We start from the raw sequence: 24,895 nt of genomic DNA on the forward strand, positions 1-24,895 counted from the left end.
TAGGTATCATCTTCGGATGATCAGAACGCAGCAACTTGATAGCGATAATGGGCTTTGCGGACCGCAGGACGGCACGCTGCCGCCCGGCGAAGTCATGGTGGTGGAAGACACGCCGGCCTCGCTCCGCCTGCTGAGCGAGCTGCTGGAAAGCGCGGGCTATGCGGTGCGCCAGGCGCCCGATGGCGAGCTGGCGCTGTGGAGCGCGCAAACCCGCGCGCCCGAGCTGGTGCTGCTGGACGTGAACATGCCCGGTATCGACGGCATCGAAGTGTGCCGCCGCCTGAAGGCCGATCCCGTGCTGTGCGCTGTTCCCGTCATCCTGCTCTCCGCCCAGCACGATATGGAGCACAAGGTGCAGGGCTTCCAGGCCGGCGCGGTGGACTTCATCGGCAAACCCTATCACGCGGAAGAAGTGCTGGCCCGTACCCGCGCGCACATGCACCTGTCGCGCACGCAGAAAGAACTGGCCTCCGCCAATCACCAGCTGAAGCAGGCCCTGGCCGAACTGAACTCGGCGCGCGCCGAGATGGCGCGCACGGAACGCATGGCAGCGCTGGGCGCACTGGTGGCGGGCATCGCCCATGAATTGAATACGCCGATCGGCAATAGCGTGCTGATCGCCAGCACGCTGGAAGACCGCGCGCGCGCCTTCAACCGCAAGGTGGAAGAGGGCGTGCGCCGTTCCGAACTGGTCGAATTCTGCGGCGAGACGGGACAGGCGGCGGAACTGCTGCTGCGTAATCTGCGCAAGTCGGCCGACCTGATCGACGGCTTCAAACAAGTTGCGGTGGACCAGGCCAGCGAGCGCCGCGCGCAATTCACCCTGCGTGCACGCACCGAAGAAACCCTGATGGCGCTGAAGCCCGCGCTGACCGCGGCAGGTATTCGCCTGGTGCTGGAACTGCCGGACGGCCTGCACCTGGACAGCTATCCGCGCGCGCTGACGCAAATCCTGATGCAGCTCACCCGCAACGCGGAGCTGCATGCGTTTGGCGGCAAGGGCGGCAGCATCACGGTGCGTGCCATGCCTGACGGCGGCCACGTATTGCTCGACTTCAGCGACAACGGCTGCGGCATCCCGGCCGACGACCTGGCGCGGGTATTCGATCCCTTCTTCACCACCCGCATGGGGACGGGGATGGGAGGACTTGGCCTGCACATCGTGCACAGCCTGGTCACCAATGTGCTGGGCGGCGCCATCACGGTGGACAGCGCGCCCGGACAAACACGCTTCCGCATGCGCTTGCCCGTCAAGGCACCGGATCTGCTGGCATTTTGAGGTGACGTTGTGAGTGAGCCGGAAAAAGGAGAAATCCTCGTCGTTGAAGATAATCCGGCGTCCCTGCGTTTGCTGAGCGAGGTGCTGGGTGGCGCCGGCCATGAAGTGCGGCAGGCGCCAAACGGCGAGCTGGCTTTGTGGACGGTGCAAACACGGCCGCCGGAACTGATCCTGCTCGACGTACGCATGCCGGGGCTGGATGGCTTTGAAGTGTGCCGCCGCCTGAAGGCCGATCCGGCGCATGCCGCCATTCCCGTGATCTTCCTGTCCGCCGAAAGCGATACGGCGGAACGCCTGCAGGGCTTCAAACTGGGCGCGGTGGACTTCATCTCCAAGCCCTTCCAGCCGGAGGAAGTGCTGGCCCGCTGCAATACGCACCTGCGCCTGGCGCGCGTGCAGCGCACCCTGGCCGAGGAACGCGCAGAGCTGGAGCTGCGCGTGGCCGAGCGCACCGCCGATTTACAGCTGGCCGCCATGGCTTTCGAGAACACCCTGGACGGCATCATCATCACCGATGCCGACGGCTTCATCCTGCACACCAATCCCGCCTTCACGCGCAGCCTGGGCTACACGGAGGAAGAAGTGCGCGGCTGGATGGTGAGCGATCTGCAGGCCGATAACAGCTACAGCGCACAGGTGGAAGCGGTGGCGGAATCGCTGAAGGCGACGGGCCAGTGGTCGGGCGAGGTGGTGGCGCGGCGCAAGAACGGCGAGCGCTGCCCCGGCTTGCTCAGCATGTCGCTGGCACGCGATGACACGGGCTGGCGCCAGAATTACGTGCTGGTGCTGACCGATATCACCGAGCGCAAGGCAGGGCAGAACATGATCGATTATCTGTCCTATCACGACCCGCTCACCGGCCTGCCGAACCGCCTGATGGCGCGCCAGCGCTTCGAGCAGATGCTGGCCAAGCGCGCGCCGCAGCAGCGCGTGGTGGTGATGTGCCTGGACCTCGACTGGTTCAAGAACATCAATGATTCGCATGGCCGTCCTTTGGGCGACAAGGTGCTGCAAGGCGTGGCGCGGCTGCTGGCGCAATCGGCCGGCGAGGGCGCCACCGCCGCGCGCCTGGGCGGCGACGAGTTCCTGTTGATCCTGCTGGACGATGCGCAATTCAGCACAGCGCTTTCCCTGGTCCAGCAACTGCACAGCGGCCTGCAGCACGGCGTGACGGTGGAGGGACGCCATATTGCGCTGACCGCCAGCATCGGCATCGCGGTCGCGCCGGCCGATGGCGGCCAGCTGGAAGAGCTGGTGCGGCATGGCGACACGGCCATGGTGCGCGCCAAGGAAACGGCGCGCGGCAGCTACGCTTTCTACGAAGAGAGCATGGATGCGGAAATCCATGCCCGCCTCGCCATTGCCGATCAACTGCGCGGCGCGCTGGCGCGGAACGAATTCACCGTGCATTACCAGCCGCAATGCTGCCTGTTCACGGGCGAGCTGCGCGGGGCGGAAGCCCTGCTGCGCTGGACCAATCCGGTGTTGCGCGCCGTGCCGCCGGCGCGTTTCATCCCGCTGGCGGAGCAGTACGGCCTGATTGGCCCGATCGGCGAATGGGTGCTGGATACGGTCTGCGCCCAGGTCCGTAAATGGCAGGACGCGGGCGATGGCTGCCTTAAGGTTGCGGTCAACCTGTCCGCCGTGCAGTTCGATGAAGAGAGCACCGTGCGCATGGTGCAGGCCGCGCTGCGGCGCCACGAGCTGCCGCCATCCTGTCTCGGCATCGAGATCACGGAAGGCACGGTGATGGGCGATCCGCACAAGGCAGCGTCGGCCCTGCAGCGGCTGAAACAGCTGGGCATCCACATTTCGCTTGACGATTTCGGCACAGGCTATTCTTCCCTGGCTTACCTGCGGCGGCTGCCCATCGACGTGCTCAAGCTCGATAAATCCTTTGTGGACGACGTGACCACCAAGGCCGGTGATGCGGCGATTGCGCTGTCCGTCGTCTCGCTGGCGCACAACCTGGGCATGCGCGTGATTGCGGAGGGCGTGGAGACCCGCGAGCAGGCGGCCTTCCTGAAGACCCACGGCTGCGACGAGATGCAGGGCTACTTCTATGGGCGCCCGATGCCGGCCGAGGAATTCACCACTTTATTACGGGAAAAGCGTACACTGCCGAATCTGTAATCAAGACCAGAACAGGGAGACCAATGAAAAAGCTGTGTGCCGCAATTGCCATCGCCTACGCCGCATCCAACCCCGCCTACGCCGCTGCCACCAACGCGGCAGATCAGAAATTCACCAGCATTTACAAAGCCGAATGGCAATGGCGCCTGCAGCAGCGCATGGAAGATGATGAGGACGACCAGCACGGCGTGCGTCCCTTCCTGCCGCAGGTCGATCCGGCCGTTCAGCTGAAACGCCAGCAATACTGGGAAGGCATTCTGAAGCAGCTCGATATGGTCAAGGCAACGCAGCTGTCGGCGCCGGAACGCATCAACTACGCGGTGTATCGCGCGCAGATTGCGGCCCTGCTGGAGAACCAGCGTTTCCACGAATACGAAATGCCGCTGAACGCGGATTCCTCGTTCTGGTCGAACATCGCAGGCGAAGCGCGCAAGTCCTTCCGTACGCTGGAGGACTACCGCAATTACATCGTGCAGCTGAACGACATGCCGCGCTACTTCGATGAAGAGGTGGCCAATATGCGCACGGGCCTGAAGCGCGGTTTCACGCCGCCCAAGGTGACGCTGCAAGGCCGCGATGGCTCGCTGACCTCCGTCACCGAAGCCAAGCCGGAAGAGGTGGTGTTCTTCGCACCGTTCAAGCAGATGCCGGCCACCATTCCGGCCGCGGAACAGGCCAGGCTGCGCGAAGCGGCGCTGAAGGCCATCAATGAATCCGTGATCCCGGCTCACCTCAAGCTGCTGAAATTCATGCGCGAGGAATACGTGCCGCATGCACGCGAAGCACTGGCCGCCGAAAGCCTGCCGGACGGGAAGGCTTACTACCACTCGAAGATCGTCGAGTTCACCACCACCAATCTGAGCGCGGACCAGATCCACCAGATCGGCCTCGATGAAATGGCCAAGATCCGCGGCGAGATGCTGCAGGTGATGAAGCAGGTGGACTTCAAAGGCGATCTGCCGGCCTTCCTGCAATTCCTGCGCAGCGATCCGCAGTTCTACGCCAAGACGCCGGAAGAGCTGCTGATGCGCGCGGCCTGGATCGCGAAAAAATTCGACGGCAAAGTGAGCCAGTATTTCGGCCGCCTGCCGCGCAGCCGCTTCGGCATCATTCCGGTGCCGCCGGAGCAGGCGCCTTACTACACCTCGGGCCGCGGCGGTCCCGGCGTCTACCTGGTCAACACCTACAATCTGCCGGCGCGCGCGCTGTACAGCCTTCCAGCACTGACCCTGCATGAGTCGGCGCCGGGCCACGCATTCCAGATGCCGATCGCGCTGGAGCAGAAGGGCCGACCGCCATTCCGCAATGCCTACATCTCCGCCTTTGGCGAAGGCTGGGCGCTGTACTCGGAACGCCTGGGCAGCGAGATGGGCATGTACGACACGCCGTATGAAGTGTTCGGCATGCTGAGCTATCAGGCATGGCGCGCATCGCGTCTGGTGGTCGACACCGGCATCCACGCCAAGGGCTGGACGCGCGAGCAGGCGCAGAAGTACCTGCTCGACAATACGGCACTGTCCGCGCATGAAGTGGAAACGGAAGTGGACCGCTATATTTCGTGGCCGGGCCAGGCGCTGTCCTACTACCTGGGCGAGATGGCCATCATCGATGCGCGCAAGAAAGCGGAAGCCGCGCTGGGCGACAAGTTCGATATCCGCGCTTTCCACGACACCGTGCTGGAACTGGGCTCGGTGCCGCTGCCGGTTTTGCAGGCACGCATCGATGCCTTCATTGCTGACGGCGGCAAGAGTCCATACCCGAAAGAGTGAAATTTTGCCGGGGGCGGCGCACCAGTGTGGTGCGCCGCCCCCCGACCATCTCGACATTGCGGTGCAGGCTGCGGCCGGCACCCATGCCGTGCTGACCACGCCGGGCGCCGCCAAGTGGTATCGCGCCAACGGCAAGGTCTCGCGCCAGCAGGTCAGTCTGCACGCAGCCGGCCGCGCCGCCATCGAATGGCTGCCGCAGGAAGCCATCTTCTACGACGAAACCATCGCCGAACTGGAGCACGACGTCGAGCTGAATGCGGACGCCAGCTATATAGGCTGCGACATTATTTGCCTGGGGCGCCGCGCATCAGGCGAGCGCTTCCGCTCCGGCCGCGTGGCGCAGCGCTGCCGCATCCGGCGCGGCGGCAAGCTGCTCTGGTGGGAGCAGGGCGTCATCACGCCCGAGGCATTGCGCAGCCGTTTCGGCCTGCGTGGCCAGTCCGTGTGCGCAACGATGCTGGCGGTCGGCGCGTCGCTGTCCATCAGCGCCCTTCAGGAAGTACGCGCCATCGGCGGGCCGCATTTCGGCGCCTCCCTGCTCAGGAACCTGCTGGTGGTACGCCATATCGGCGACGACAGCGAAGCGGCGCGTGCCCTGATGCTGGATGCCTGGCGCGTGCTGCGTCCGCATGTGATGCAGCGCGCCGCCACGCCGCTGCGCAGCTGGCATACATAGGAAAGCCCATGGACCTGACACCCCGCGAGAAGGACAAACTCCTGATTTTCACCGCCGCCCTGCTGGCGGAGCGGCGCCGCGCACGCGGCCTGAAACTGAACTATCCCGAAGCCGTCGCGCTGATCAGCGCCGCCATCATGGAAGGTGCGCGCGACGGCAAGAGCGTGGCCGAACTGATGGCCGAGGGCACGCGCATCCTGACCCGTGACGATGTGATGGACGGCATCGCCGACATGATTCCCGACATCCAGGTCGAAGCCACTTTTCCGGACGGCAGCAAGCTGGTGACCGTCCATCAACCCATCCCCTGATAAATCAACATGGAATGCATCATGACTCCCGGCGAATACAAACTTGAGCCCGGCGACATCAGCCTCAATGCTGGCCGCACAACGGTCAGCGTGACGGTGGAAAATCGTGGTGACCGCCCCATCCAGGTCGGCTCCCATTTCCATTTCTTTGAAGTGAACTCGGCGCTGTATTTCGAACGCTGGAAAGCGTACGGCATGCGGCTGAATATTGCGGCCGGCACCGCCGTACGCTTCGAACCCGGCCAGAAGCGCACCGTCGAACTGGTCAAGCTCGATGGCGACCGCGAGGTGTGGGGATTCAGCGCCCAGGTGCAGGGCAAACTGAAGGAGTAGGCCACCCATGGCATCCATCACGCGCCGCGCCTACGCCGAGATGTACGGTCCCACCACCGGGGACCGCATCCGCCTGGCCGATACGGAACTGTTCATCGAAGTCGAGAAAGACTTTGCCATCCCTGGCGAGGAAGTGAAGTTCGGCGGCGGCAAGGTGATCCGCGACGGCATGGGGCAATCGCAGCGCGCCCATGCGGAGGTGATGGATACCGTGATCACCAATGCCGTGATCCTGGATCATTGGGGCATCGTGAAAGCCGACATTGGCCTGAAAAACGGGCTGATCGCGGCCATCGGCAAGGCCGGCAATCCGGACATCCAGCCCGGCGTGACCATGGCCATTGGCGGCGCCACCGAGATCATTGCCGGCGAAGGCATGATCGTCACGGCCGGCGGCATCGACAGCCATATTCACTTCATCTGCCCGCAGCAGATCGAAGAGGCCTTGATGAGCGGCGTCACTACCATGATCGGCGGCGGTACCGGTCCCGCAGTGGGGACCGCAGCCACCACCTGTACGCCGGGTCCGTGGCACATCCATTCCATGCTGCAGGCGGCGGATGCATTCCCGATGAACCTGGGCTTTCTGGGCAAGGGCAATGTCAGCCGTCCGCTGCCGCTGGAGGAGCAGGTGAGGGCGGGCGCCATCGGCCTCAAGCTGCACGAAGACTGGGGCAGCACGCCGGCCGCCATCGACAACTGCCTTTCCGTGGCCGATGCCATGGATATCCAGGTCGCGCTGCACAGCGATACGCTGAACGAAGGCGGCTTTCTCGAAACAACGATTGCCGCGTTCAAGGACCGCACCATCCACACCTTCCATACCGAAGGCGCGGGCGGCGGCCATGCACCGGACATCATTGCAGCCGTCGGCCAGTCCAATGTGCTGCCATCGTCCACCAATCCGACCCGGCCTTACACCGTGAATACGCTGGACGAACACCTGGACATGCTGATGGTCTGCCATCATCTGGATGCGGCGATTGCCGAGGACGTGGCTTTTGCGGAGTCGCGCATTCGCCGCGAAACCATCGCCGCCGAAGACATCCTGCACGATATCGGCGCAATCTCGATGATGTCGTCCGACTCGCAGGCCATGGGGCGTGTGGGCGAAGTGATCCTGCGCACCTGGCAGACCGCGCACAAGATGAAGATCCAGCGCGGCGCACTGGCCGAAGATTCGGAGCGCAACGACAACTTCCGCGTCAAGCGCTACGTGGCCAAGTACACCATCAACCCGGCCATCACGCATGGCGTTTCGCATATCGTCGGCTCGATCGAAGTGGGCAAGCTGGCCGATATCGTGCTGTGGAAGCCTGCCTTCTTCGGCGCCAAACCATCGATGATTGTGAAGGGAGGCATGATTGCCGCGGCGCAGATGGGCGATCCCAATGCGTCCATCCCGACGCCGCAGCCGGTGCATTACCGGATGATGTTCGGCGCCTTTGGCGGCGGCCTGAAAAAATCGCTGACCTTCGTATCGCAGGCCGCTTTCGATGCCGGCATCGGCGAGCAGCTCAAGCTGCAAAAGCCGGTGATGGCCGTACGCGGCATGCGCACCCTGCGCAAGCACGACATGATCCATAACGGCGCCACGCCGCTCATGGAAGTCGATCCCGAAACCTATGAAGTGCGCGCCGACGGCCGCCTGCTGACCTGCCAGCCCGCCGATGTACTGCCGCTGGCCCAGCGCTATTTCCTGTTCTGACGCCATGCTGACTCTGCACACCAAAATTTCCGGCGCCGCGCGCATCGACGCGCGCCTTGTCCTGCCATACGAACTGCGCGAGAAATGCCGCCTGCGCGCGACCCTTGATAGTGGCGAAACGGTGGGCGTGTTCACGGTGCGCGGCACGGTGCTGCGCGATGGCGATCTGCTGACGGGGGAGGACAAGCGCGTGGTGCAGATTGTGGCTGCACCCGAAGCCACCTACCGGGTGACCTGCCGCGATGCCCACACGCTGCTGCGCTGCGCCTTCCATCTGGGGAATCGCCACACGCAGGCGCAATTGGGCGATGGTTTTCTGCGCATCCGTGCCGACGCGGTGCTCAAAGAAATGCTGATCGGCCTTGGCGCGGCGGTTGAAGCGGAGCAGGCACCGTTCGAGCCGGAAGCCGGCGCTTACGGCGGTGGCCATCATCACGGCCATGACCACGGTCACCCGCTGGCGCCGGTGCCGCTGCGGCAGAAGATCCACCGGCCGGGAGACCCGTCATGATCGGCGCCGCCCAGCTGCTGCACCTGCTGCAGTTCGCCAGTCCCGCGCTGCCGATTGGTGGCTACAGCTATTCGCAGGGACTGGAGGCGGCCATCGAACAGGGCGAGGTGCGTGATGCCCCCGGTGCGCAGGCCTGGATTGCCATGCAACTCGCCGACGTGATCGCGCTGTGGGATGCACCGCTGTGCTGGCGTCTCATGCAAGCCTACACGCAGCGCGATGCCCAGCTGGTGCTGGAACTGACCGAGCGCGCTATGGCTGCGCGCGATACCAGCGAATTCCGCGCCGAGAGCGTGCAGATGGGTTATTCGCTGCGCAAGCTGGTCGAGGAACTGGGCATCGTCGACGAGGGCGCACTGGCAATGCTGCGCGCCAGCGACGACGTGCCGCTGCCGGCCGCGTATGCCTGCGCCGTGGCTGCACTGGGCATTCCGCACGAAGAGGCCTTGCTGGCCATGCTGTTCTCGTGGGCCGAGAACCAGGTGCTGGTGTGCGTCAAATCCGTGCCGCTGGGGCAGGTGGCGGGACAGAAGATCCTGCTCGCACTGCGCAGCGATATCGAGGCCGCGGTGCAGCGTGCGCAGACGCTGGCCGATGATGAATTGTCCAACTGGGCGCCGGGTCTGTCGCTGCTGTCGATGCAGCACGAAGTCCAGCATGGCCGCCTTTACAGGTCCTGAAACCATGAATACATCGAATCCCCTGCGCGTTGGCATCGGCGGTCCGGTCGGATCGGGCAAGACCGCCTTGTGCGAGCAGCTGTGCAAAGGCATGCGCGAGCACTACGACATGGCCGTCATCACTAACGACATCTACACCCGCGAGGACATGGAAATACTGCTGCGTGCAGAAGCACTGCCGCCGGAGCGGCTGATGGGCGTGGAGACGGGCGGCTGTCCGCACACGGCGATCCGCGAAGACGCCTCGATCAATCTTGAAGCGATCGCGCGCCTGCAGGCCGATTTCCCTGCGCTGGACCTGATCCTGGTCGAATCCGGCGGCGACAATCTGGCGGCCACCTTCAGCCCTGAACTGTCGGACCTGACGATTTACGTGATCGATGTGGCGGGCGGCGAAAAGATTCCGCGCAAGGGCGGACCCGGCATCACGCGCTCCGACCTGCTGATCATCAACAAGACCGACCTTGCTCCGCATGTGGGCGCCAACCTTGAGGTGATGGCGAACGATGCGAAGCGGCAGCGGGGCGAGCGTCCCTTCTTGTTTACCAATCTTCGCAGCGGCGAAGGCGTAGCGCAGGTGATCGAGTTTATTCGCGAACAGGGCCTGCTTGGCTCATCACAACTGGAGGAAGCATGAAAAGGACGAATGCAGTTGCCTTGCTGGCGGCACTGGTGTCGGCGCCGGCCCTGGCCCATCCGGGTCATCTGGAAGATGTGGCCTCGGGGTTCACGGCCGGCCTGCTGCTGGCCGGCCTGTTCCTGGTAGCGGGAGGCGCGAAAGTGCTTAAGCGTTGGCTGAGTCGCGGCGGCCGCCGGGAAGAATAGGCGCCGCCAGCTCCTGACGCTTGTTCAGGTGGCCGTCGTAAATGGCGCGGATGGCGGCCAGCGCCGGATGTTCGTGCCGTATTCCGATGGCACGCCACTTGCAAAAGTAGGGGCATATGCGATTACACTGTATCCCTATGACAATCGACAGCAAGCAGCCGGACGCTGGCCCCACAACGGTCAGCGTCACGGTGGAGAACCGCGGCAACCGGCCTATCCAGGTCGGCTCGCACTTTCATTTTTTCGAAGTGGATTCCGCCCTGTATTTCGAGCGGTGGAAGGCGTATGGCATGCGGCTCGATATCGCGCCCGGCACCGCCGTGCGATTCGAACCGCGCCAGCAGCGCACCGTCGCACTGGTCAAGCTCGACAGTGACCGCGAAGTGTGGGGATTCAGCGCGCGCGGCGGACCGCGCAAGTAGCGTTCAGGCGCGCGGCGTTTCGCGGCGCTCGCTCAGAACGATGGGCGCCGCCAGTTCCGGATGCTTGCCCAGATGGCCGTCGTAGATGGCGCGGATTGCGGCCATGTCCTGTTCCTGATCGCCGGTCAGGTCGAGATGATCGACCACGCCGATCGTCTTGTTCGGATAGTCGAGATACACCAGCAGCAGCGGCACCTTGGCCGCGAGCGCCAGATGGTAGAAGCCGCTCTTCCAGTGCGGGCGGTAGCCGCGCGTGCCTTCCGGCGTAATCGCCAGCCAGTACCACGGTTCCTTGTGCATGCGCTCGGCCTGCGCGCTGATCATGCCTTGCGGCGCGCTGCGGTCGACCGGCTGGCCGCCCAGCGCATAAAACCATTTGCCCAGCAGCGGGATGCGGAACAGCGAATCCTTCGCCAGCCAGCGGAAGGGCAGGTCGGTGGTCCACTTGGCGAACACGCCCACCATGAAGTCCCAGTTCGAGGTGTGTGGGTACACCACGGCAATCCCGCGCGGCCCCGGCAGCGGGCTGTATAACATCTGCCAGCCGAAGAAATTCAACACCCGCAGAGAAGTGCGCTGCCGCCAGCTTGGCAGATTGTCTGGCTGTAGCCTATATTGGTTCATATTGTCCTCGTGCTAAAAGCGCAGGGGCTGCTACCGTAAGTAATATAAAAATTGAAACAGACTTGCTGAAAAAAACGTCGCATTCTATCCGTGTGTGCGCCGTCCAGCAAGACCAGGGGCGACCAGCCTTGCAACATGTGAAGCATAAAACACAAGAACACCAGGCCGTTCAGCGGTCTGGAATCGGGCGAACATGGTGTAGAGAAGATGACAGATAAGCGACTCTTATGTGTGGCCTTGCCTGGCCACGGAGCGAGAGACGCGATTGGGGCGGTACTGAAGGACTGGGATGTTGGGAAAGCCTCCGGCCTGAAAGAGGCGGGAGAAGTATTGCGCCTGCACCGGTATCTGGTGGGCGTGCTGCTGCTTGACGCCAGCAACTGTCCCTTGGAGACACTCGATCGCTTCCTGCGCGAACACTGGTGGGTAAAGTGGGTGGCGCTGTTCCACCCATCGGCACTGGAGGCGGGGCACTTCCGCCAGCTGGTGCACGATTACTGCTTCGATTACCACACCCTGCCACTGGACGGCCTGCGCCTGCGCTGTACGCTGGGTCACGCGCTCGGCCTGGCGGTACTGCAGAGTCCCGCCATTCCCGGCAGCCGGCCGAATGGCATGCGCCTGACGGGCAATAGTCCCGCCATCACCCGCTTGCGGCAGCAGATCGTCAAGGTGTCGCAGGTGGAAGCGCCAGTGCTGATCTGGGGCGAAAGCGGGACCGGCAAGGAACTGGTGGCGCGCGCCGTGCATGACCATTCCAGCCGCGCCGCCGCGCCTTTCGTGCCGATCAATTGCGGCGCCATGCCGGCCAGCCTGATTCAGTCGGAATTATTCGGCTACGAGAAGGGCGCCTTTACCGGTGCGGCGCGCGACAAATGCGGCCTGATCGAATCGGCCGCGGGCGGCACCATCTTCCTTGATGAGATCGGCGACCTGCCGCTGGATATGCAATCGAATCTGCTGCGCTTCCTGCAGGAGCACACCATCTGCCGCGTCGGTGGTACGCGCCAGATCACGGTTGACGTGCGCGTGATCGCGGCATCGCACGTGAAGCTGCTGCATGCGGTGGACGAGGGCCGCTTCCGCGAAGACCTGTTCTACCGCCTGAACGTGCTGCCGCTGGATGTGCCGGCGCTGCGCGAGCGCGATGGCGATGTGGTGGCACTGGCCGAATACTACTTCAACGCCTTTGCGGCCGAGCGGGCGCCGGGCGTGAAGGGCTTCAGCACGCGCGCGCTGGAGGCGATGTGCGCGCACGACTGGCCGGGCAATGTGCGCGAGCTGGTCAACCGCGTGCGGCGCGCGCTGGTGATGGCGGAGGGGCACATGATACAGCCGTGCGATCTGGGCCTTGAGGACGCCACGCCGGACGTGCTGAACGATGCGCTGGATGGCGTGCGCATCCAGGCCGAGCGGGCCGCGCTGCAAGCTCACCTATGCGAAGGCAAGAGCATGACCATGGTGGCGCGCGAGCTCGGTGTGTCACGCATGACCTTGTACCGTCTGATGGCCAAGCACGGTATCGAACCTCCATCGCGGCGTTTTATGCATGCCGGATGAGACGGCGTCACACCCATGTGACAAGCGTCGCATGGGGTGGCTTGCAGGACAAATACCCGATCTGCCGCAAACCCTGTCACACCGCTGTGACCCTTCCATAAAGCTAGGCTCTATTGCTCAACAGTCCTGCCGCGAAAAAGCCTTTAAACTCAAGCGCTTCGCGGCTTTCATCAGTGCTGGCACCAAGTTTGCGTAATTGCCTCTGCCTGGGCTTAGCCCGGGTGGCCGAACGTTCAAAAACTACTTTTTGGTGAGGCACAAAATGAATAAAAGCATACTGGCGACAGCAATTGGATTGATGTTCAGTCTAGGAGCGATGGCGCAATCCACAGATCAGTCGGGGAATAACAATACCTCGTCCACGAGTCAGAGCAGGAACAGCAACAACACGAACAACGCGAACGACAACAACAACAGCACTGGCAATGCACGCGCCACGTCTGATGCTGCTGCAGCCGCCAACAATGGCGGGACTGCGACCTCGAACATGACGAGCTCGTTCAACACTTCCTCCGCCACCGCGACCAGCACACTGACCGGTACTGTCAGCGGCAACTCGATCGGCAACATCGGCAATATCGCTACCAACAACGGCAACGCCAACGGCGGCGCAGCACGTGGCGGTATCGGCGGTGATGCGACTGGCGGCAATGCCAGCGGCGCTCGCGGCGGCAACGGCGCCGAAGGCTATGGCGGCGATGGCGGCAACGGTGCCCGTGCAAGCGGCGCTAACGGCGGCTCCGGCGGCAACACCGGCAATGCCAATGGCGGCCGCGGCGCAAGCGGCGGCGATGCCAATGTGGGCGACGCCAATGGCGGCAGCGCCAGCAGCGGCAATGCCCGCGGTGCCAATGGCGGCGACGGCGGCAATGCCCGTGGCGCCCGCACCGGTGACGGCGGCGCAGGCGGCTCTGGCGGCGCAGGCGGCAACGCCGGCCGTGTCGGCGGCAGCACCGGCGGTGCTGGCGGCGCAGGCGGCTCTACCGGCGACGCAACCGGCGGCGGCGGTGGCAATACCGGCCGCGCCATCGGTGGCGACGGCGGCAGCAATGGCGCCGTGAATGGCGGCTATGGCGGCAACAGCGGCCGTGCAGCCGGCGCATCGGGCGGTGACGGCGGCAATGCTGCACGCGCTATTGGCGGCGACGGCGGCGGCACTGGCGCTGCAACCGGCGCATCCGGCGGCTCGGGCGGCAACGCTGCACGTGCCATTGGCGGCGACGGCGGCAATGCGGCCCGCGCAGGCAGCGGCGGCGATGCCGGCAGCACCGGCTCGGTCGGTGGCGGCAATGCCGGTTCGACCCAGAGCGCTGACGGCGGCAATTCGCGTGCCGGTGGCGGCGGCGGCACCAGCACGGCTGGCGCCGCTTCGTCCAGCGGTAATGCCAGCACCGGTGGCGCAGCCACTTCGGGCGCCGGCGGCGGCGGCGGTACCGGCGGCAATGCCGGCACTGGCGGCGCAGGTGCAATGGCGACCACCAACGGTGGTGCTGGCGCAGCAGGCGGTACCGCAACAACTGGCGCCGGCGGCGCTGGTTCTTCGGCATCGACCGCAGGCGGCGCAGGCGCAGCCGGCGGCGCCAACACCAGCGGTGCTGGCGGTGCAGGTGCAGCAGGCACTGGCGGCACGGCAGGCGCAGGCGCCATGGCATCGAATACTGGTGGCGCAGGTGCAGGCGCAGCCAGCGGTGCAGGCGGTGCAGGTGCCGGCGGCGGCAATGGCAGCAGCACAGGCGGCACCGGTGGCGCTGGTGGTGCAGGTGCAGGCGGCGGCAGCAGCGGTGCAGCGTCCAACATGGCCGGCAACGGCGGTGCAGGCGGCAGCTCGGCTTCGGGCGCAGCAGCTGGCGGCGCAGCCACCAACGGTAATGCTACGGCAGGCACCGGCGGCTCCGGCGGCGCAGGCGGCAGCAACACCGGCGGTGCAGCAGGCGCAGGCGGCAGCAACACGGGCGGCTCCGGCGGTGCCGGTGCAGCGGGCGCTGGCGGTGCAGGCGGCGCAGGCGGCACCAACACGGCAGGCACGGCTACCGGTGGTGTTGGAAACGGCGGCTCGGGCGGTGCTGGCGGTACCAACAGCGTGAGCGCTGGCGAGTTCAATATGTCCAACACGATGACTACGGTCGCCGGCGGCGCCGCAGGCATCACGGTGGTGAGCCAGAACAATGGCTTCTCTTCCCTGATTCAGCAGAGCGTCAATGTTCAGGCCAACCTGACGGTCGGCCAGCACTAAGCGCAAAGCGGTGGGGCGCCGCTGGGGGGGCGCACTTCTCAGGACAGGAGAATGTCATGCATACCTGGTCCGCGAAGACAGGCGGGATGCTGGCCTGGCTGTTGTGTCTGCCATGTGTGGCGCAACAGGCGCAGGTCAGCCCTGCGAGGGAAACGCCTCCGGCAGTTGCTGTCGCAAGTGTGGGGACGTCCAATCCGGGCGAACGCAGCCCGGCCCCGGTCCCGGTGCCGCTCGGCGCCGGGCAGGGATCAAGCGGCGTGTTCGGCACGCCGCTCGGGGAGGAAAAGCTGTCGCGCATGCGTGGCGRCACCGATACGCCCTGGAGCGATATGAAACTGAGCGGCACGGTGACCGACAACAGCGCGGTCAACGTGGTAACCGGCAACAATGTGATCACTGGTGGCTCGTTTGTGAATGCGAGTGGCCTGCCGACCGTGATCCAGAATTCCGGCTCCAATGTGCTGATTCAGAACGCCACCATCGTTAACGTGCAAATCCAATGAACATGCCTACGCTACGCTGGTTGTGCCTCACCCTGGCGCTGGCCGCGCCGGCTGCTGCCCCCTTGGCAGCCGAACTGGCCAGCGTCGGCGGTGTTCCGTATTTTGTCCACGTGACCAGCATGAAGGAAGCGCGCTTCCGCACCACGGTGCGGCAGCAGTACGACTTCAGCTGCGGCTCGGCAGCGGTAGCAACGTTGCTGACTTACCACTATGACTTTCCTGTCACCGAGCAACAAGCGTTTCAGGAAATGTATGTCACCGGCGATCAGGCCAAGATCCGGCGCGAGGGTTTCTCCTTGCTGGATATGAAGCGGTTCCTCGGCAACCACGGTTTCACGGCGGACGGCTTTGAACTGCCGCTCGATAAGCTGGTCCAGGCCAAATTCCCGGCCATTGTGTTGATAGTTGAGAAGGGTTACCATCATTTCGTAGTGGTCAAGGGCGTCGAGTCCGACCGCGTGCTGCTGGGCGATCCGTCTGGCGGAACACGCGCCGTGGGGCGCAAATCCTTTGAGGCCATCTGGCCAAATCACCTGCTGTTTGTGATCCATAAACGCAGTGGCCCCGACAACGGCAAGCCGCACTTCAATGAAGTGGCCGAGTGGAAGGTGGCACCGCGTGCCTTCCTGGGCGATGCGGTGGACCGCGAAGGGCTGGCAAGAGTGACGGTGCCGAAGAACGGCGCCGGCGAATTCTAGGAGCGAGCCATGCGCAATTCCCGCTGGATGCTTGCCTTGCTGTGCAGTCTTGCGGTGCTTCCGGCCGATGCCGATGAAGCGAGCCCGGACTGGGGCACGCCTGTGCCCGACAGCGAGCTGGAAGCGGTCCGCGGCGGCTTCGACACCGGCAATGGGCTGGTCGTCTCGCTGGGCATTGAGCGCCTGGTATCCATTAACGGCAACGTGGTTTCCACCACCCAATTCAATATCGCCGACATGGCGCGCATGAGCAGCGCCGAGGCCCAGATCGCACGCGAGGCGCTGCAGCCCTTCCAGTTGGTCCAGAACGGACCGGGCAACAGCTTCTCCGCCGATGCGATGCCTCAGTTGATGTCGGCCCTCCTGATCCAGAACAGCGTCAATGATCAACTGATACGCAGTCAGACCACCATCAATGCAACGGTCAATACGCTGGCTGCGCTGAAGAGTATGAATCTGGAAGCAACGCTGCGCCAGGCATTGGCCAATGTGGTTGGCCCGCGCTGAGCACGGCAGCATCTGTCGACGTCGTCTCTAGAAAAGGGGGAAGCATGCAGCTTGTCCGTACCTTGCGCGCCGGCTCAGCCGGCGTCACACTCTTGATGTGCAGCGCCGCCATGGCGCAACTACCGCAGGATAATCGCAGCAACGCCGCCATGGCGGCCGAACTGGAGACGCTGAAGAAGCAGCTGGCCGAACAGAAGGCCATGCTGCAATCCCTGCAGGAAGACTTGAAGCGGCTGAAAAATCCCGTGGCGCCGAGCCAGCTGGAGCAGGCACGCGGCACCGGCAGCGGGCAGGCGGGAGGGCAGGCACAAGCGGCGCCGGCGCCCAGCCAGCCGGCCCAGCCCGCCGACGACCGGCGCACGGCAGCACAAGGTGCACAAGGCGCACAAGGCGGCGGCGACCAGCGCAACGACCCCGTCGGCAAGGCGCCCGAGCGCGACAGCCGTCCACCGGCGGTGGCGCCTTTGTTCGAGGCGCCCGGCGTGCTGACACCGCGCGGCCACTACGTGCTTGAGCCCAGTTACCAGTTCGGCTATTCGTCCAGCAACCGCGTGGCCCTGGTCGGCTACACCATCATTCCGGCACTGCTGATCGGCCTGGTCGACGTGCGCGAGCTGAAGCGCAATACCAACACCGTCACGCTGGCCGGGCGCTATGGCTTGACCAACCGCACGGAAGTCGAGGTGCGTCTGCCCTATACCTACCGTTCCGATTCGACCGTGAGCCGCGAACTGTTCACCGGTACCGCGGTCGAGAACGTGTTCCAGACCAGCGGCAAGGGCATTGGCGACGTTGAAGTGGCGGTGCGCCACCAGATCAATGATGGCGGTCCCGACAGCTCCTATTACGTTGCCGGCTTGCGTGTGAAGACCCGCACCGGCAAGGACCCGTTTGAAGTGGTGACGGATTGCCAGGTGCGCTGCGTGGGCGACAATGCGTCGGGCACCGGCCTGCCGCTGGACCTGCCGACCGGCTCCGGCTTCTGGGCCATTCAGCCCAGCCTGACCTGGCTGTTCCCGTCCGATCCAGCAGTCTTCTTCGGCAGCGTGAGCTATCTGTACAACATCAAGCGTGACAACGTGGAACGCCAGGTGCTGAGCGGAGCGATGGAGCCGCTGGGGACGGTCAAGCCGGGCGCCGTGGTCGGCTTCAACTTCGGCATGGGCCTTGCGCTGAACGATAAAGCGTCGCTCAGCCTCGGCTACGATCACCAGTCGATCGCACGCACCAAACAGAACGGCGTCGCCGTGCCGGGCTCGGTGCGCACCCAGCTGGGTACGCTGCTGATGGGCTTCTCGTATCGCCTCAATGAAAAGCGCACGCTCAACGTGACCGTCGGCGCGGGTCTGACGCGCGATACACCGGACGTGACCTTGTCGGTGCGCCTGCCGATGTCCTTCTGAGCTTTCCGGCGGCCTCCTGCAGAGCCGCCGGAATTGCGCTATCGTAATGATTCCAACAATATTGAGTAAAAGGGAATTCATGACTCAACGCACCCGTATCTCCGCCGCGGTGGCGCTCGCCGCCGCGCTCGCATCCGGCGCTGCCTTTGCTGCAGCGCCTCTGGCCAAGTCCCAGTCCCCCGGTTTCTATCGCACCACGCTGGGCGATTTCGAAGTCACCGTGCTGAACGACGGCACCAATGAAATGCCGATGGACAAGCTGCTGCACAATAAACCCGGCAAGACCGAGAAAGCGTATGCCGAGCATTTCGTGAAGCTGCCATACGAAATGTCCTTCAACGGTTTCCTGATCAACACCGGCAGCAAGCTGGTGCTGGTCGACACCGGCGCAGGCGGCCTGTTCGGTCCGAACCTGGGCAAGCTGGTGAACAATCTGAGAGCTGCCGGCTACCAGCCGGAACAGATCGACGAGATTTACATCACCCACTTGCACCCTGACCACGTGGGCGGTTTAGGCGCGCTGAACAAACCGGCTTTCCCGAACGCCGTGGTGCGCGTCGACAAGCGCGATGCCGATTACTGGCTGAGCAAACAGGAGCAGGAGAAGGCGCCGGCGGATGCGAAAGGCTTCTTCCAGGGCGCGATGGATTCCGTCGCGGCGTACGCGAGCGCCGGCAAGTTCAAGCCGTTTGAAGGCAGCACCCAGCTGGTGCCGGGCGTACGCGCCTCGTCCAGCTACGGCCACACGCCGGGTCACACGACTTATGTGGTGGAGAGTAAAGGCCAGAAGCTGGTGCTGATGGGCGATTTGCTGCACAGCGCCGAAGTGCAGTTCGAAGATCCGACCGTAACGATTGCCTTCGACACCGACAACAAGGCAGCGCTGGCGCAGCGCCAGGCCGCCTTTGCCGAAGCGGCCAAGCAAGGCTATCTGTTCGGCGCGGCCCACCTGCCGTTCCCGGCACTGGGCCACATCCGAGCGCATGGCAAGGGGTATGAGTTTTACCCCGTGACCTACAGCATCCCGCGCTAGCCCCTAAATGGGGTCACACCGTGGGGTCAGACCCTTGGGTCTGACCCCACGGTGAGGGTTAAGCCTCCAGTGCCGGATAGTCGACGTAGCCTTCGGGGCCGCCACCGTAGAACAATTCCGGACGCTGCGCGTTCAGCGAGGCGCCGGTTTGCAGGCGGCGCACCAGGTCCGGATTGGCGATGTAATCCTTGCCCCAGGCGATGGCGTCAGCGCGGCCTTCCGCCAGCGCATTCTGCGCGCTCTCTGCGGTGAATTTCTCGTTGACGATGTAGACACCGCCGAACTCTTTCTTCAGCAGCGGGCCAAGGGAATCGTCGCCCACCGCTTCGCGTGCCGCGATGAAGGCGATCTTGCGCTTGCCCAGTTCACGTGCCACGTAGCCGAAGGTTTCAGCCGGCGTGGAGTCGCCCATATCGTGCGCATCGCGGCGCGGCGCCAAGTGCATGCCGACCAGGCCGGCGCCCCACACCGAAATCACGGCATCGGTCACTTCCAGCATCAGGCGGGCGCGGTTTTCGATCGAGCCGCCGTATTGGTCGTTACGCTTGTTGGTGGAGTCTTGCAGGAACTGATCCAGCAGATAACCGTTGGCGCCGTGGATTTCCACACCGTCGAAGCCGGCTTTCTTCGCGTTCTCGGCACCTTTGCGGTAAGCGGCGACGATGCCAGCCAGCTCGCTGGTGTCCAGCGCGCGTGGGGTAGGGTATGGACGCGCAGGGCGCAGCAGGCTCACATTGCCGTTCGCTGCAATCGCGCTCGGCGCCACGGGCGCGTCGCCGTTCAGCAGGCTGGTGTCGGAGATACGGCCGACGTGCCACAGCTGCAGCACGATCTTGCCGCCCTTGGCGTGCACGGCTTCAGTCACCAGCTTCCAGCCGGCCACCTGTTCGTCGGACCAGATGCCCGGCGTGTTTTCATAGCCCACACCCTGTGCGGTCACCGATGTCGCTTCGCTGATGATCAGGCCGGCAGACGCACGCTGGGCGTAATACTCGGCCATCAGCGCGTTCGGTACGCGGCCTTCGCCAACGGCGCGCGAGCGGGTCAGCGGCGCCATGACGACGCGGTTTTTCAGGGAGAGGGCGCCAATGGTGATCGGGTCAAAGAGCGTAGTCATTGTTGTGTTCCTTTAAAAAGCCTTCATGTGATCGAGAAACTGCTGATACGTTTCCTCGTTACGTTTATAGAAGTTCCACTGACCCATGCGCTGCACCGTCACCAGTCCCGCTTTTTGCAGGATGGAGAGATGGCCAGACACCGTGGACTGCGACAATCCCGTTTTGCTTTCGATCAGCCCAGCGCACACCCCCATGGAAAGCGGGTGTATCTGCTCGGTGAAGTAAGCACCCGGCTGTTTCAGCCAGCACAGGATTTCACGCCGGACCGGGTTGGCCAGGGCCTTGTGGACGGCGTCAATGTCGAGTTCTTGGGTCATTTCGGTTTTCTTCGATACGTAAATCGTAGGATTCCGATTCGTATATCGGGATTCTACGATATTCTTTCAAGGCCTGCTTAAAGCACAAAATTCAGGATCAGCGCAAGGACGGCGGGGGCCGTCTGGACGGCCAAAATGCGCTTGTTTACGGTCACGCCGCCCCAGACGCCGGCCACCGCCACGCAAATAAGGCCGAACACGGTGAAGGCGTGGGCAACCGCCGGGTTGGGATGAAGGAAGCCGACGGCCAGCGCGGCAACCAGGAAACCGTTGTAGCAGCCCTGATTGGACATGGCCGGTTTCACGATCTCGGCCTTCTCGGCGGACAAGCCGAACACGCGGCGTCCCCGGGTAGGGAAAAGCACGGTTTCCAAAAGAACAATGTAGACATGAATCAGCAGAACGATGGCGGTAACGATCTGGGCCAGCAATACCATTGGGTCTCCTCTCTGAAAGAAATTTTCCGCAATGATATACTGCCGGCTCTTTCTCCTGCGGGGACGACCCCGCCTTCGTCAAAGGAGCCGGGCAGGGACGACCCTGTCATGACTTGGGAGAAGATCATGCATTGGATCGTCCTTTTCCTCGCTGGCCTGCTGGAAGTTGCCTGGGCTGTGGGGCTCAAATATACCGCTGGATTCACCAGACTCGTGCCGAGCGCGCTCACGCTGACCGCCATGGCGGGCAGTGTCGGCTTGCTGGGACTGGCCTTGCGCCACCTGCCGCTGGGCACCGCTTACGCCGTGTGGACCGGCATCGGCACCGTGGGCACGGTTATCTACGGCATCATGATGCTGAATGAACCGGCCAGCGCAGCGCGTCTGCTGTGCATCGCGCTGATCGTGGCCGGTATTCTGGGACTGAAGCTGCTCTCGGCGGGTCAATGACCCGCCCTACCGCTGCGCAGAATAGACGGCGACAATTGCGTAGGGCGGATCATCGATCCGCCATGCATCAATTAAAGTTGTCGCTGACCTTGGCCAGGTAATACCACTCGGCGTTGGCTTTCGCGTTCACATCCGGGAACAGCATGTAGGCGTCGAATGGTGCGGTAGCGACCGTGCCGTCGGCGCGGACGCCGATTTCGTCGCCTTGCTTAAGGCGATCGAAGCTGGACCATACGCGGCTGAATTTATCGTCCGCGTGCAGCTTGTCGTGTACTTCCACCATGCTCAGATATTCCATTTCCTCGACCGGCACCGGTTGCGGCTTCGGCGCGTCGATCAGGCCGAAGTGGGCCAGCACATTCATGATGGCGCGGTAGGCGACATCCGGCGCATGCGGATCGGCGTGCTGGCCGCATTCCAGCGTCAGCGCCATGCCGCCCGTGCTGCGCATGAATTCAGTGGTGCCGACGCCGTACTTGATGACGGTTTCCAGTTCGCTGTCATTGCGCAGGCGGCGCTTCACCCCGGCGCCGTAAGTCGCCAGCCAGCCGTCAACGAAACGCTTTACGCCGAGGATGCGCGCCATCGCACGCTCTTCCGCTTCGTGCTTGAAGGGTTGCAGATCGCCGTCGTTATTGCGCGGACCGACCATCACGAAAGGCTGGCTTTGTGCGTTGAAGGAGTGCAGGTCGAGCAGGATTTCGTGCTGGCCGAGCAGGGGGCACAGCCAGTTCGCGATGCGGTCTTCAAAATCTTGCGGATTCTCGTTCGGGAACAGATTGCGGTTCAGATTGCGCTCGCCGGAGCGTTCGCCTTTTGCATACGCCAGTGGATTGGTGATCGGCACGAAGGTCACGCTGCCATTCAGGATTTTCAGCTCGCCTTTGTCCAGCTGCTCCATCACGCGCAGGATGCCCTTGGTGCCGGCCGTTTCGTTGCCGTGCACGGCGCCGGTGACGATCAGGCGGCGGCCCTTGCCCTGGCCGGTGTAATTAACAGATTTGAAATGCAGTTCGCTCGCTACGGTCATGCTCTTCCTCTGGTTCGGGTGCGTGGTAAATACAGTGCCCGGTATTCTAGCGCAGGTACAATGCGCGCATGAACCAATCTTCAACCCGCATCCACGGCCTCGATACGCTGCGCGCCGCTGCCATCGCGCTCGTGTTCTGCAATCACTACATGACCTTCGTCACCCACGACGCCACTTTTGGCTGGGCGAGCGAGGTGGGGTGGGCTGGCGTGGACCTGTTTTTTGCGCTGTCCGGCTACCTGATCGGTAACCTGATTTTCGCGGGACTGCGCAACGGCGGCTTCTCGCTGGGACGCTTTTACCTGCGCCGTTTGCTGCGCACGCTGCCGAACTATTATGTCGTGCTGGCGCTGTACGCCTTCTGGCCTTTATGGGCCGGCGATTCGCATCCTGCGCCGTGGTGGAAGTATTGGACCTTCACGCTGAACTTCAACCTGATCCCCGGCACGCTGTTCTCGCACGCCTGGTCGCTGTGCGTGGAAGAACAGTTCTACATGGTGCTGCCAGCCGCGGCGCTGGGCATTGCGCTGCTGCGCCGCTCGCTGCTCTGGGGCTGGAGCGCCCTGATTGGCGCGCTGCTGGCCGCGATGGCGTGGCGGGCATCGATCTGGCATCCGGGACTCGACCTCGGTTCGCGCGGCACCTCGGCGTTCTACACGCTGATTTATTATTCCACGCTGTGCCGCTTCGATGAGCTGCTGTTCGGCGTGGCGCTGGCGTTGTTGAAGAACTTCCATCCGTCGGCCTGGACGCGCCTGACTTCGCGCGGCAACTGGACGTTGGCGGCAGGCGCGCTGCTGACGGCGTTGGCCTTTGCGCTGTTCATCCGCGACCACTACGGCTTCGGCATGACGGTGTTTGGCTATCCGCTGCTGGGACTTGCCTTCAGCACGCTGCTCGTTGCGGGCATGAGTCCCGGCGGCCTGCTGGCGCGTACGCGCATTCCGGGCGCAGGTTCGATCGCCATCTGGTCCTATGCCATCTACCTGACGCACAAGCAGTTGTGCATCGTGCTCGCCCACATCCTGGCCTGGAATTACGACATCGGACCGGACGAACCACGCGGCATTGCAATCCTGCTTGCCGCTTCTGCAATTGTTGGCTTCTTGCTGTACATTGTCGTCGAAACGCCGTTCATGAAACTGCGTGAGCGTTTTGTACCGACAAACTACGCGAGGAGCAAGCATGAGGAAGTGGATGATCGCGGCGACCGCCGCGATGGCGCTGTCGCCGCTGGCTAATGCCCAACAGGCAGGCCCGTATGCGCGCATGGTGGTGATCCAGCCCAAGCCGGGGCAGGGCGCCGAGTTCGAGGCGGGCTACGAGCGCCACCTGGGCTGGCATAAGAAAGCTGAAGACAGCTGGACCTGGTACGGCTGGTCCTTCGTGCTCGGCGACCGCCTCGGCTTGTTCATGGACGGCACCTTCGGCCACGCGATGGCCGACTTCGACGCCGCCGTGCAGCCAGCCGCCGACCAGGCGGACAACGCCGTCAACGTCACGCCGCATGCCGACTTCCTCAGCCATGGTATCTACAAGCGTCTCGATAACGCCAGCGCCGGCGCACCACTGCCCGATACATCACCGTTCCTCGCCTTGAGCACTTATCAGATCGCGCCCGGCGAAGAGGTCGCCTTCGAACGCCTGCTGGCGGCGCAGCGGAGCAAGGCCGATAAGGCGGCGCGCTTTACCTGGTATCGATTGCAGATCGGCGGCGAAGCGCCGCGCTACGTGCTGATGCGTCCCGCTGCGAGTTTTGCAGCGGCGGCTGAAATGCCGGAGGCGGCGCTGGCGGCGAGCATGGTGCGCAGCGTGCGCCTTGAGTTGCTGCGTTATCGCGAGAACCTGAGTTACCGGCCTAGCCCCGCATCTCGATGACGCCAAACGGCGACTGCATATCGGCCAGGAAGGCGAGCAGGGCGCGCACGCGCGTTGGTAGTTCCAATCCTTCAGTCGATGCGATGGCCGCGCGCAGGCCGGACGAGGCTTCCTGGATGTCGCGGCTCTCGTAGGCTTTGATCAGCAGCACCGCCAGCTGGCCGGCTTCGCGTTCGTGGTTCAAACGCAGGCGCTGTTCGATCAGGCCAAACAGCACACGCTGCATGCCAGGCGTGGGATTCGTGATGTGCGCGAAAACGAGCGGAGTGTTGGCGATGGCTTCGCAGATGCGGCGTTCGATGTCATCCGGCTTGACGTCGGAAGCGATATCGAAGTAAGCCTTGTCCCAGCGGGTGCGCGCGTAGGCGTGGCCGGATGGGAAGGATTCGGCGGTGCTCAGGCCGAGCATGTGGCTCAGCTTTGTCAGCCAGGTGAGGAGTGGGTTGCTCATCTCCGC

The 24,895-nt window shown here is 63.7% G+C and carries 28 protein-coding genes; 22 read left to right on the forward strand and 6 right to left on the reverse strand.

What is annotated here, in order from left to right; all coding sequences use genetic code 11:
• Positions 1 to 16 precede the first annotated feature (16 nt).
• From AB4Z19_RS04725 to ureB, 12 genes are all read left to right on the forward strand, one after another.
• Entirely contained in the window at positions 17 to 1,279 is a 1,263-nt protein-coding gene (locus AB4Z19_RS04725) for a sensor histidine kinase (RefSeq protein ID WP_442027683.1), read from the forward strand.
• A gap of 9 nt (positions 1,280 to 1,288) precedes the next feature.
• Positions 1,289 to 3,412, forward strand: a complete 2,124-nt coding sequence (locus tag AB4Z19_RS04730) for an EAL domain-containing response regulator (protein WP_442034472.1) — start codon at positions 1,289 to 1,291, stop codon at positions 3,410 to 3,412.
• A 23-nt stretch (positions 3,413 to 3,435) separates the two neighbouring features.
• Positions 3,436 to 5,181, forward strand: a complete 1,746-nt coding sequence (locus AB4Z19_RS04735) for a DUF885 domain-containing protein (RefSeq protein WP_442034474.1) — start codon at positions 3,436 to 3,438, stop codon at positions 5,179 to 5,181.
• A 4-nt stretch (positions 5,182 to 5,185) separates the two neighbouring features.
• Positions 5,186 to 5,857, forward strand: coding sequence for an urease accessory protein UreD (locus AB4Z19_RS04740; protein ID WP_442034476.1), 672 nt, complete (start codon positions 5,186 to 5,188; stop codon positions 5,855 to 5,857).
• 8 nt (positions 5,858 to 5,865) lie between these two features.
• Positions 5,866 to 6,168: an urease subunit gamma gene (locus tag AB4Z19_RS04745; protein WP_442028103.1), complete on the forward strand. Its 303-nt coding sequence runs from the start codon at positions 5,866 to 5,868 to the stop codon at positions 6,166 to 6,168.
• A 21-nt stretch (positions 6,169 to 6,189) separates the two neighbouring features.
• Positions 6,190 to 6,501 (forward strand): urease subunit beta, encoded by a 312-nt coding sequence (locus AB4Z19_RS04750; protein WP_442028101.1) that lies wholly within the window; start codon positions 6,190 to 6,192, stop codon positions 6,499 to 6,501.
• A 7-nt stretch (positions 6,502 to 6,508) separates the two neighbouring features.
• A complete protein-coding gene (gene ureC, locus AB4Z19_RS04755) occupies positions 6,509 to 8,209 on the forward strand; it encodes an urease subunit alpha (protein ID WP_442034478.1) in 1,701 nt (566 codons plus the stop codon).
• 4 nt (positions 8,210 to 8,213) lie between these two features.
• On the forward strand, positions 8,214 to 8,720 hold the full coding sequence (gene ureE, locus AB4Z19_RS04760; RefSeq protein ID WP_442034480.1) for an urease accessory protein UreE: 507 nt from the start codon (positions 8,214 to 8,216) through the stop codon (positions 8,718 to 8,720).
• Positions 8,720 to 9,400: an urease accessory protein UreF gene (locus AB4Z19_RS04765; RefSeq protein ID WP_442025105.1), complete on the forward strand. Its 681-nt coding sequence runs from the start codon at positions 8,720 to 8,722 to the stop codon at positions 9,398 to 9,400. Before ureE ends, AB4Z19_RS04765 begins: the two co-directional genes overlap by 1 nt.
• Positions 9,401 to 9,404: 4 nt before the next feature.
• The gene (gene ureG / locus AB4Z19_RS04770; RefSeq protein ID WP_442025085.1) at positions 9,405 to 10,037 is read left to right on the forward strand and encodes an urease accessory protein UreG; all 633 of its coding nucleotides are present in this window, start codon (positions 9,405 to 9,407) and stop codon (positions 10,035 to 10,037) included.
• Complete coding sequence (locus AB4Z19_RS04775) at positions 10,034 to 10,225, forward strand: hypothetical protein (protein WP_442025087.1); 192 nt, start codon at positions 10,034 to 10,036, stop codon at positions 10,223 to 10,225. Before ureG ends, AB4Z19_RS04775 begins: the two co-directional genes overlap by 4 nt.
• Positions 10,226 to 10,362: 137 nt before the next feature.
• Positions 10,363 to 10,647, forward strand: a complete 285-nt coding sequence (gene ureB, locus AB4Z19_RS04780; RefSeq protein ID WP_442025089.1) for an urease subunit beta — start codon at positions 10,363 to 10,365, stop codon at positions 10,645 to 10,647.
• A gap of 3 nt (positions 10,648 to 10,650) precedes the next feature.
• On the opposite strand, the gene AB4Z19_RS04785 is transcribed toward ureB, so the two are convergent.
• A complete protein-coding gene (locus AB4Z19_RS04785; protein ID WP_442034482.1) occupies positions 10,651 to 11,271 on the reverse strand; it encodes a 1-acyl-sn-glycerol-3-phosphate acyltransferase in 621 nt (206 codons plus the stop codon).
• Between the two features lie 207 nt (positions 11,272 to 11,478).
• On the opposite strand from AB4Z19_RS04785, the gene AB4Z19_RS04790 reads away from it, so the two are divergent.
• From AB4Z19_RS04790 to AB4Z19_RS04820, 7 genes are all read left to right on the forward strand, one after another.
• Positions 11,479 to 12,831: a sigma 54-interacting transcriptional regulator gene (locus AB4Z19_RS04790; RefSeq protein WP_442034484.1), complete on the forward strand. Its 1,353-nt coding sequence runs from the start codon at positions 11,479 to 11,481 to the stop codon at positions 12,829 to 12,831.
• Between the two features lie 316 nt (positions 12,832 to 13,147).
• Positions 13,148 to 15,064, forward strand: a complete 1,917-nt coding sequence (locus AB4Z19_RS04795; protein ID WP_442034486.1) for a hypothetical protein — start codon at positions 13,148 to 13,150, stop codon at positions 15,062 to 15,064.
• A gap of 56 nt (positions 15,065 to 15,120) precedes the next feature.
• Positions 15,121 to 15,567 (forward strand): hypothetical protein, encoded by a 447-nt coding sequence (locus AB4Z19_RS04800; RefSeq protein WP_442034487.1) that lies wholly within the window; start codon positions 15,121 to 15,123, stop codon positions 15,565 to 15,567.
• Positions 15,564 to 16,265: a C39 family peptidase gene (locus AB4Z19_RS04805; RefSeq protein ID WP_442025099.1), complete on the forward strand. Its 702-nt coding sequence runs from the start codon at positions 15,564 to 15,566 to the stop codon at positions 16,263 to 16,265. Before AB4Z19_RS04800 ends, AB4Z19_RS04805 begins: the two co-directional genes overlap by 4 nt.
• 9 nt (positions 16,266 to 16,274) lie before the next feature.
• Positions 16,275 to 16,772 (forward strand): hypothetical protein, encoded by a 498-nt coding sequence (locus AB4Z19_RS04810; protein ID WP_442025101.1) that lies wholly within the window; start codon positions 16,275 to 16,277, stop codon positions 16,770 to 16,772.
• Positions 16,773 to 16,816: 44 nt separating this feature from the next.
• Positions 16,817 to 18,175, forward strand: a complete 1,359-nt coding sequence (locus tag AB4Z19_RS04815; protein ID WP_442034489.1) for an acetate kinase — start codon at positions 16,817 to 16,819, stop codon at positions 18,173 to 18,175.
• 79 nt (positions 18,176 to 18,254) lie between these two features.
• Positions 18,255 to 19,208, forward strand: a complete 954-nt coding sequence (locus AB4Z19_RS04820; RefSeq protein WP_442034491.1) for an MBL fold metallo-hydrolase — start codon at positions 18,255 to 18,257, stop codon at positions 19,206 to 19,208.
• 58 nt (positions 19,209 to 19,266) lie between these two features.
• On the opposite strand, the gene AB4Z19_RS04825 is transcribed toward AB4Z19_RS04820, so the two are convergent.
• The 3 genes from AB4Z19_RS04825 to AB4Z19_RS04835 form a co-directional block, all read right to left on the reverse strand.
• Positions 19,267 to 20,325: an alkene reductase gene (locus AB4Z19_RS04825; RefSeq protein ID WP_442034493.1), complete on the reverse strand. Its 1,059-nt coding sequence runs from the start codon at positions 20,323 to 20,325 to the stop codon at positions 19,267 to 19,269.
• Between the two features lie 12 nt (positions 20,326 to 20,337).
• Entirely contained in the window at positions 20,338 to 20,643 is a 306-nt protein-coding gene (locus AB4Z19_RS04830; protein ID WP_442025558.1) for an ArsR/SmtB family transcription factor, read from the reverse strand.
• A gap of 77 nt (positions 20,644 to 20,720) precedes the next feature.
• Positions 20,721 to 21,080, reverse strand: a complete 360-nt coding sequence (locus tag AB4Z19_RS04835) for a DUF1304 domain-containing protein (RefSeq protein WP_442025557.1) — start codon at positions 21,078 to 21,080, stop codon at positions 20,721 to 20,723.
• 126 nt (positions 21,081 to 21,206) lie between these two features.
• On the opposite strand from AB4Z19_RS04835, the gene sugE reads away from it, so the two are divergent.
• Positions 21,207 to 21,530: a quaternary ammonium compound efflux SMR transporter SugE gene (gene sugE, locus AB4Z19_RS04840; RefSeq protein WP_442025556.1), complete on the forward strand. Its 324-nt coding sequence runs from the start codon at positions 21,207 to 21,209 to the stop codon at positions 21,528 to 21,530.
• Between the two features lie 67 nt (positions 21,531 to 21,597).
• On the opposite strand, the gene AB4Z19_RS04845 is transcribed toward sugE, so the two are convergent.
• Positions 21,598 to 22,560, reverse strand: coding sequence for a succinylglutamate desuccinylase (locus AB4Z19_RS04845; RefSeq protein ID WP_442025555.1), 963 nt, complete (start codon positions 22,558 to 22,560; stop codon positions 21,598 to 21,600).
• Positions 22,561 to 22,628: 68 nt separating this feature from the next.
• On the opposite strand from AB4Z19_RS04845, the gene AB4Z19_RS04850 reads away from it, so the two are divergent.
• Together AB4Z19_RS04850 and AB4Z19_RS04855 are read left to right on the forward strand one after the other, a co-directional pair.
• Positions 22,629 to 23,801 (forward strand): acyltransferase family protein, encoded by a 1,173-nt coding sequence (locus tag AB4Z19_RS04850; RefSeq protein ID WP_442025554.1) that lies wholly within the window; start codon positions 22,629 to 22,631, stop codon positions 23,799 to 23,801.
• Positions 23,746 to 24,438, forward strand: a complete 693-nt coding sequence (locus AB4Z19_RS04855) for a hypothetical protein (protein WP_442025553.1) — start codon at positions 23,746 to 23,748, stop codon at positions 24,436 to 24,438. Before AB4Z19_RS04850 ends, AB4Z19_RS04855 begins: the two co-directional genes overlap by 56 nt.
• On the opposite strand, the gene AB4Z19_RS04860 is transcribed toward AB4Z19_RS04855, so the two are convergent.
• The gene (locus AB4Z19_RS04860) at positions 24,419 to 24,889 is read right to left on the reverse strand and encodes a hypothetical protein (RefSeq protein ID WP_442025552.1); all 471 of its coding nucleotides are present in this window, start codon (positions 24,887 to 24,889) and stop codon (positions 24,419 to 24,421) included. The two genes, AB4Z19_RS04855 and AB4Z19_RS04860, sit on opposite strands and share 20 nt — an antisense overlap.
• Between the last annotated feature and the right edge of the window lie 6 nt (positions 24,890 to 24,895).

The organism is Pseudoduganella sp. RAF19, from assembly GCF_052114165.1.
In the GTDB taxonomy this organism is placed as follows: domain Bacteria; phylum Pseudomonadota; class Gammaproteobacteria; order Burkholderiales; family Burkholderiaceae_D; genus Rugamonas.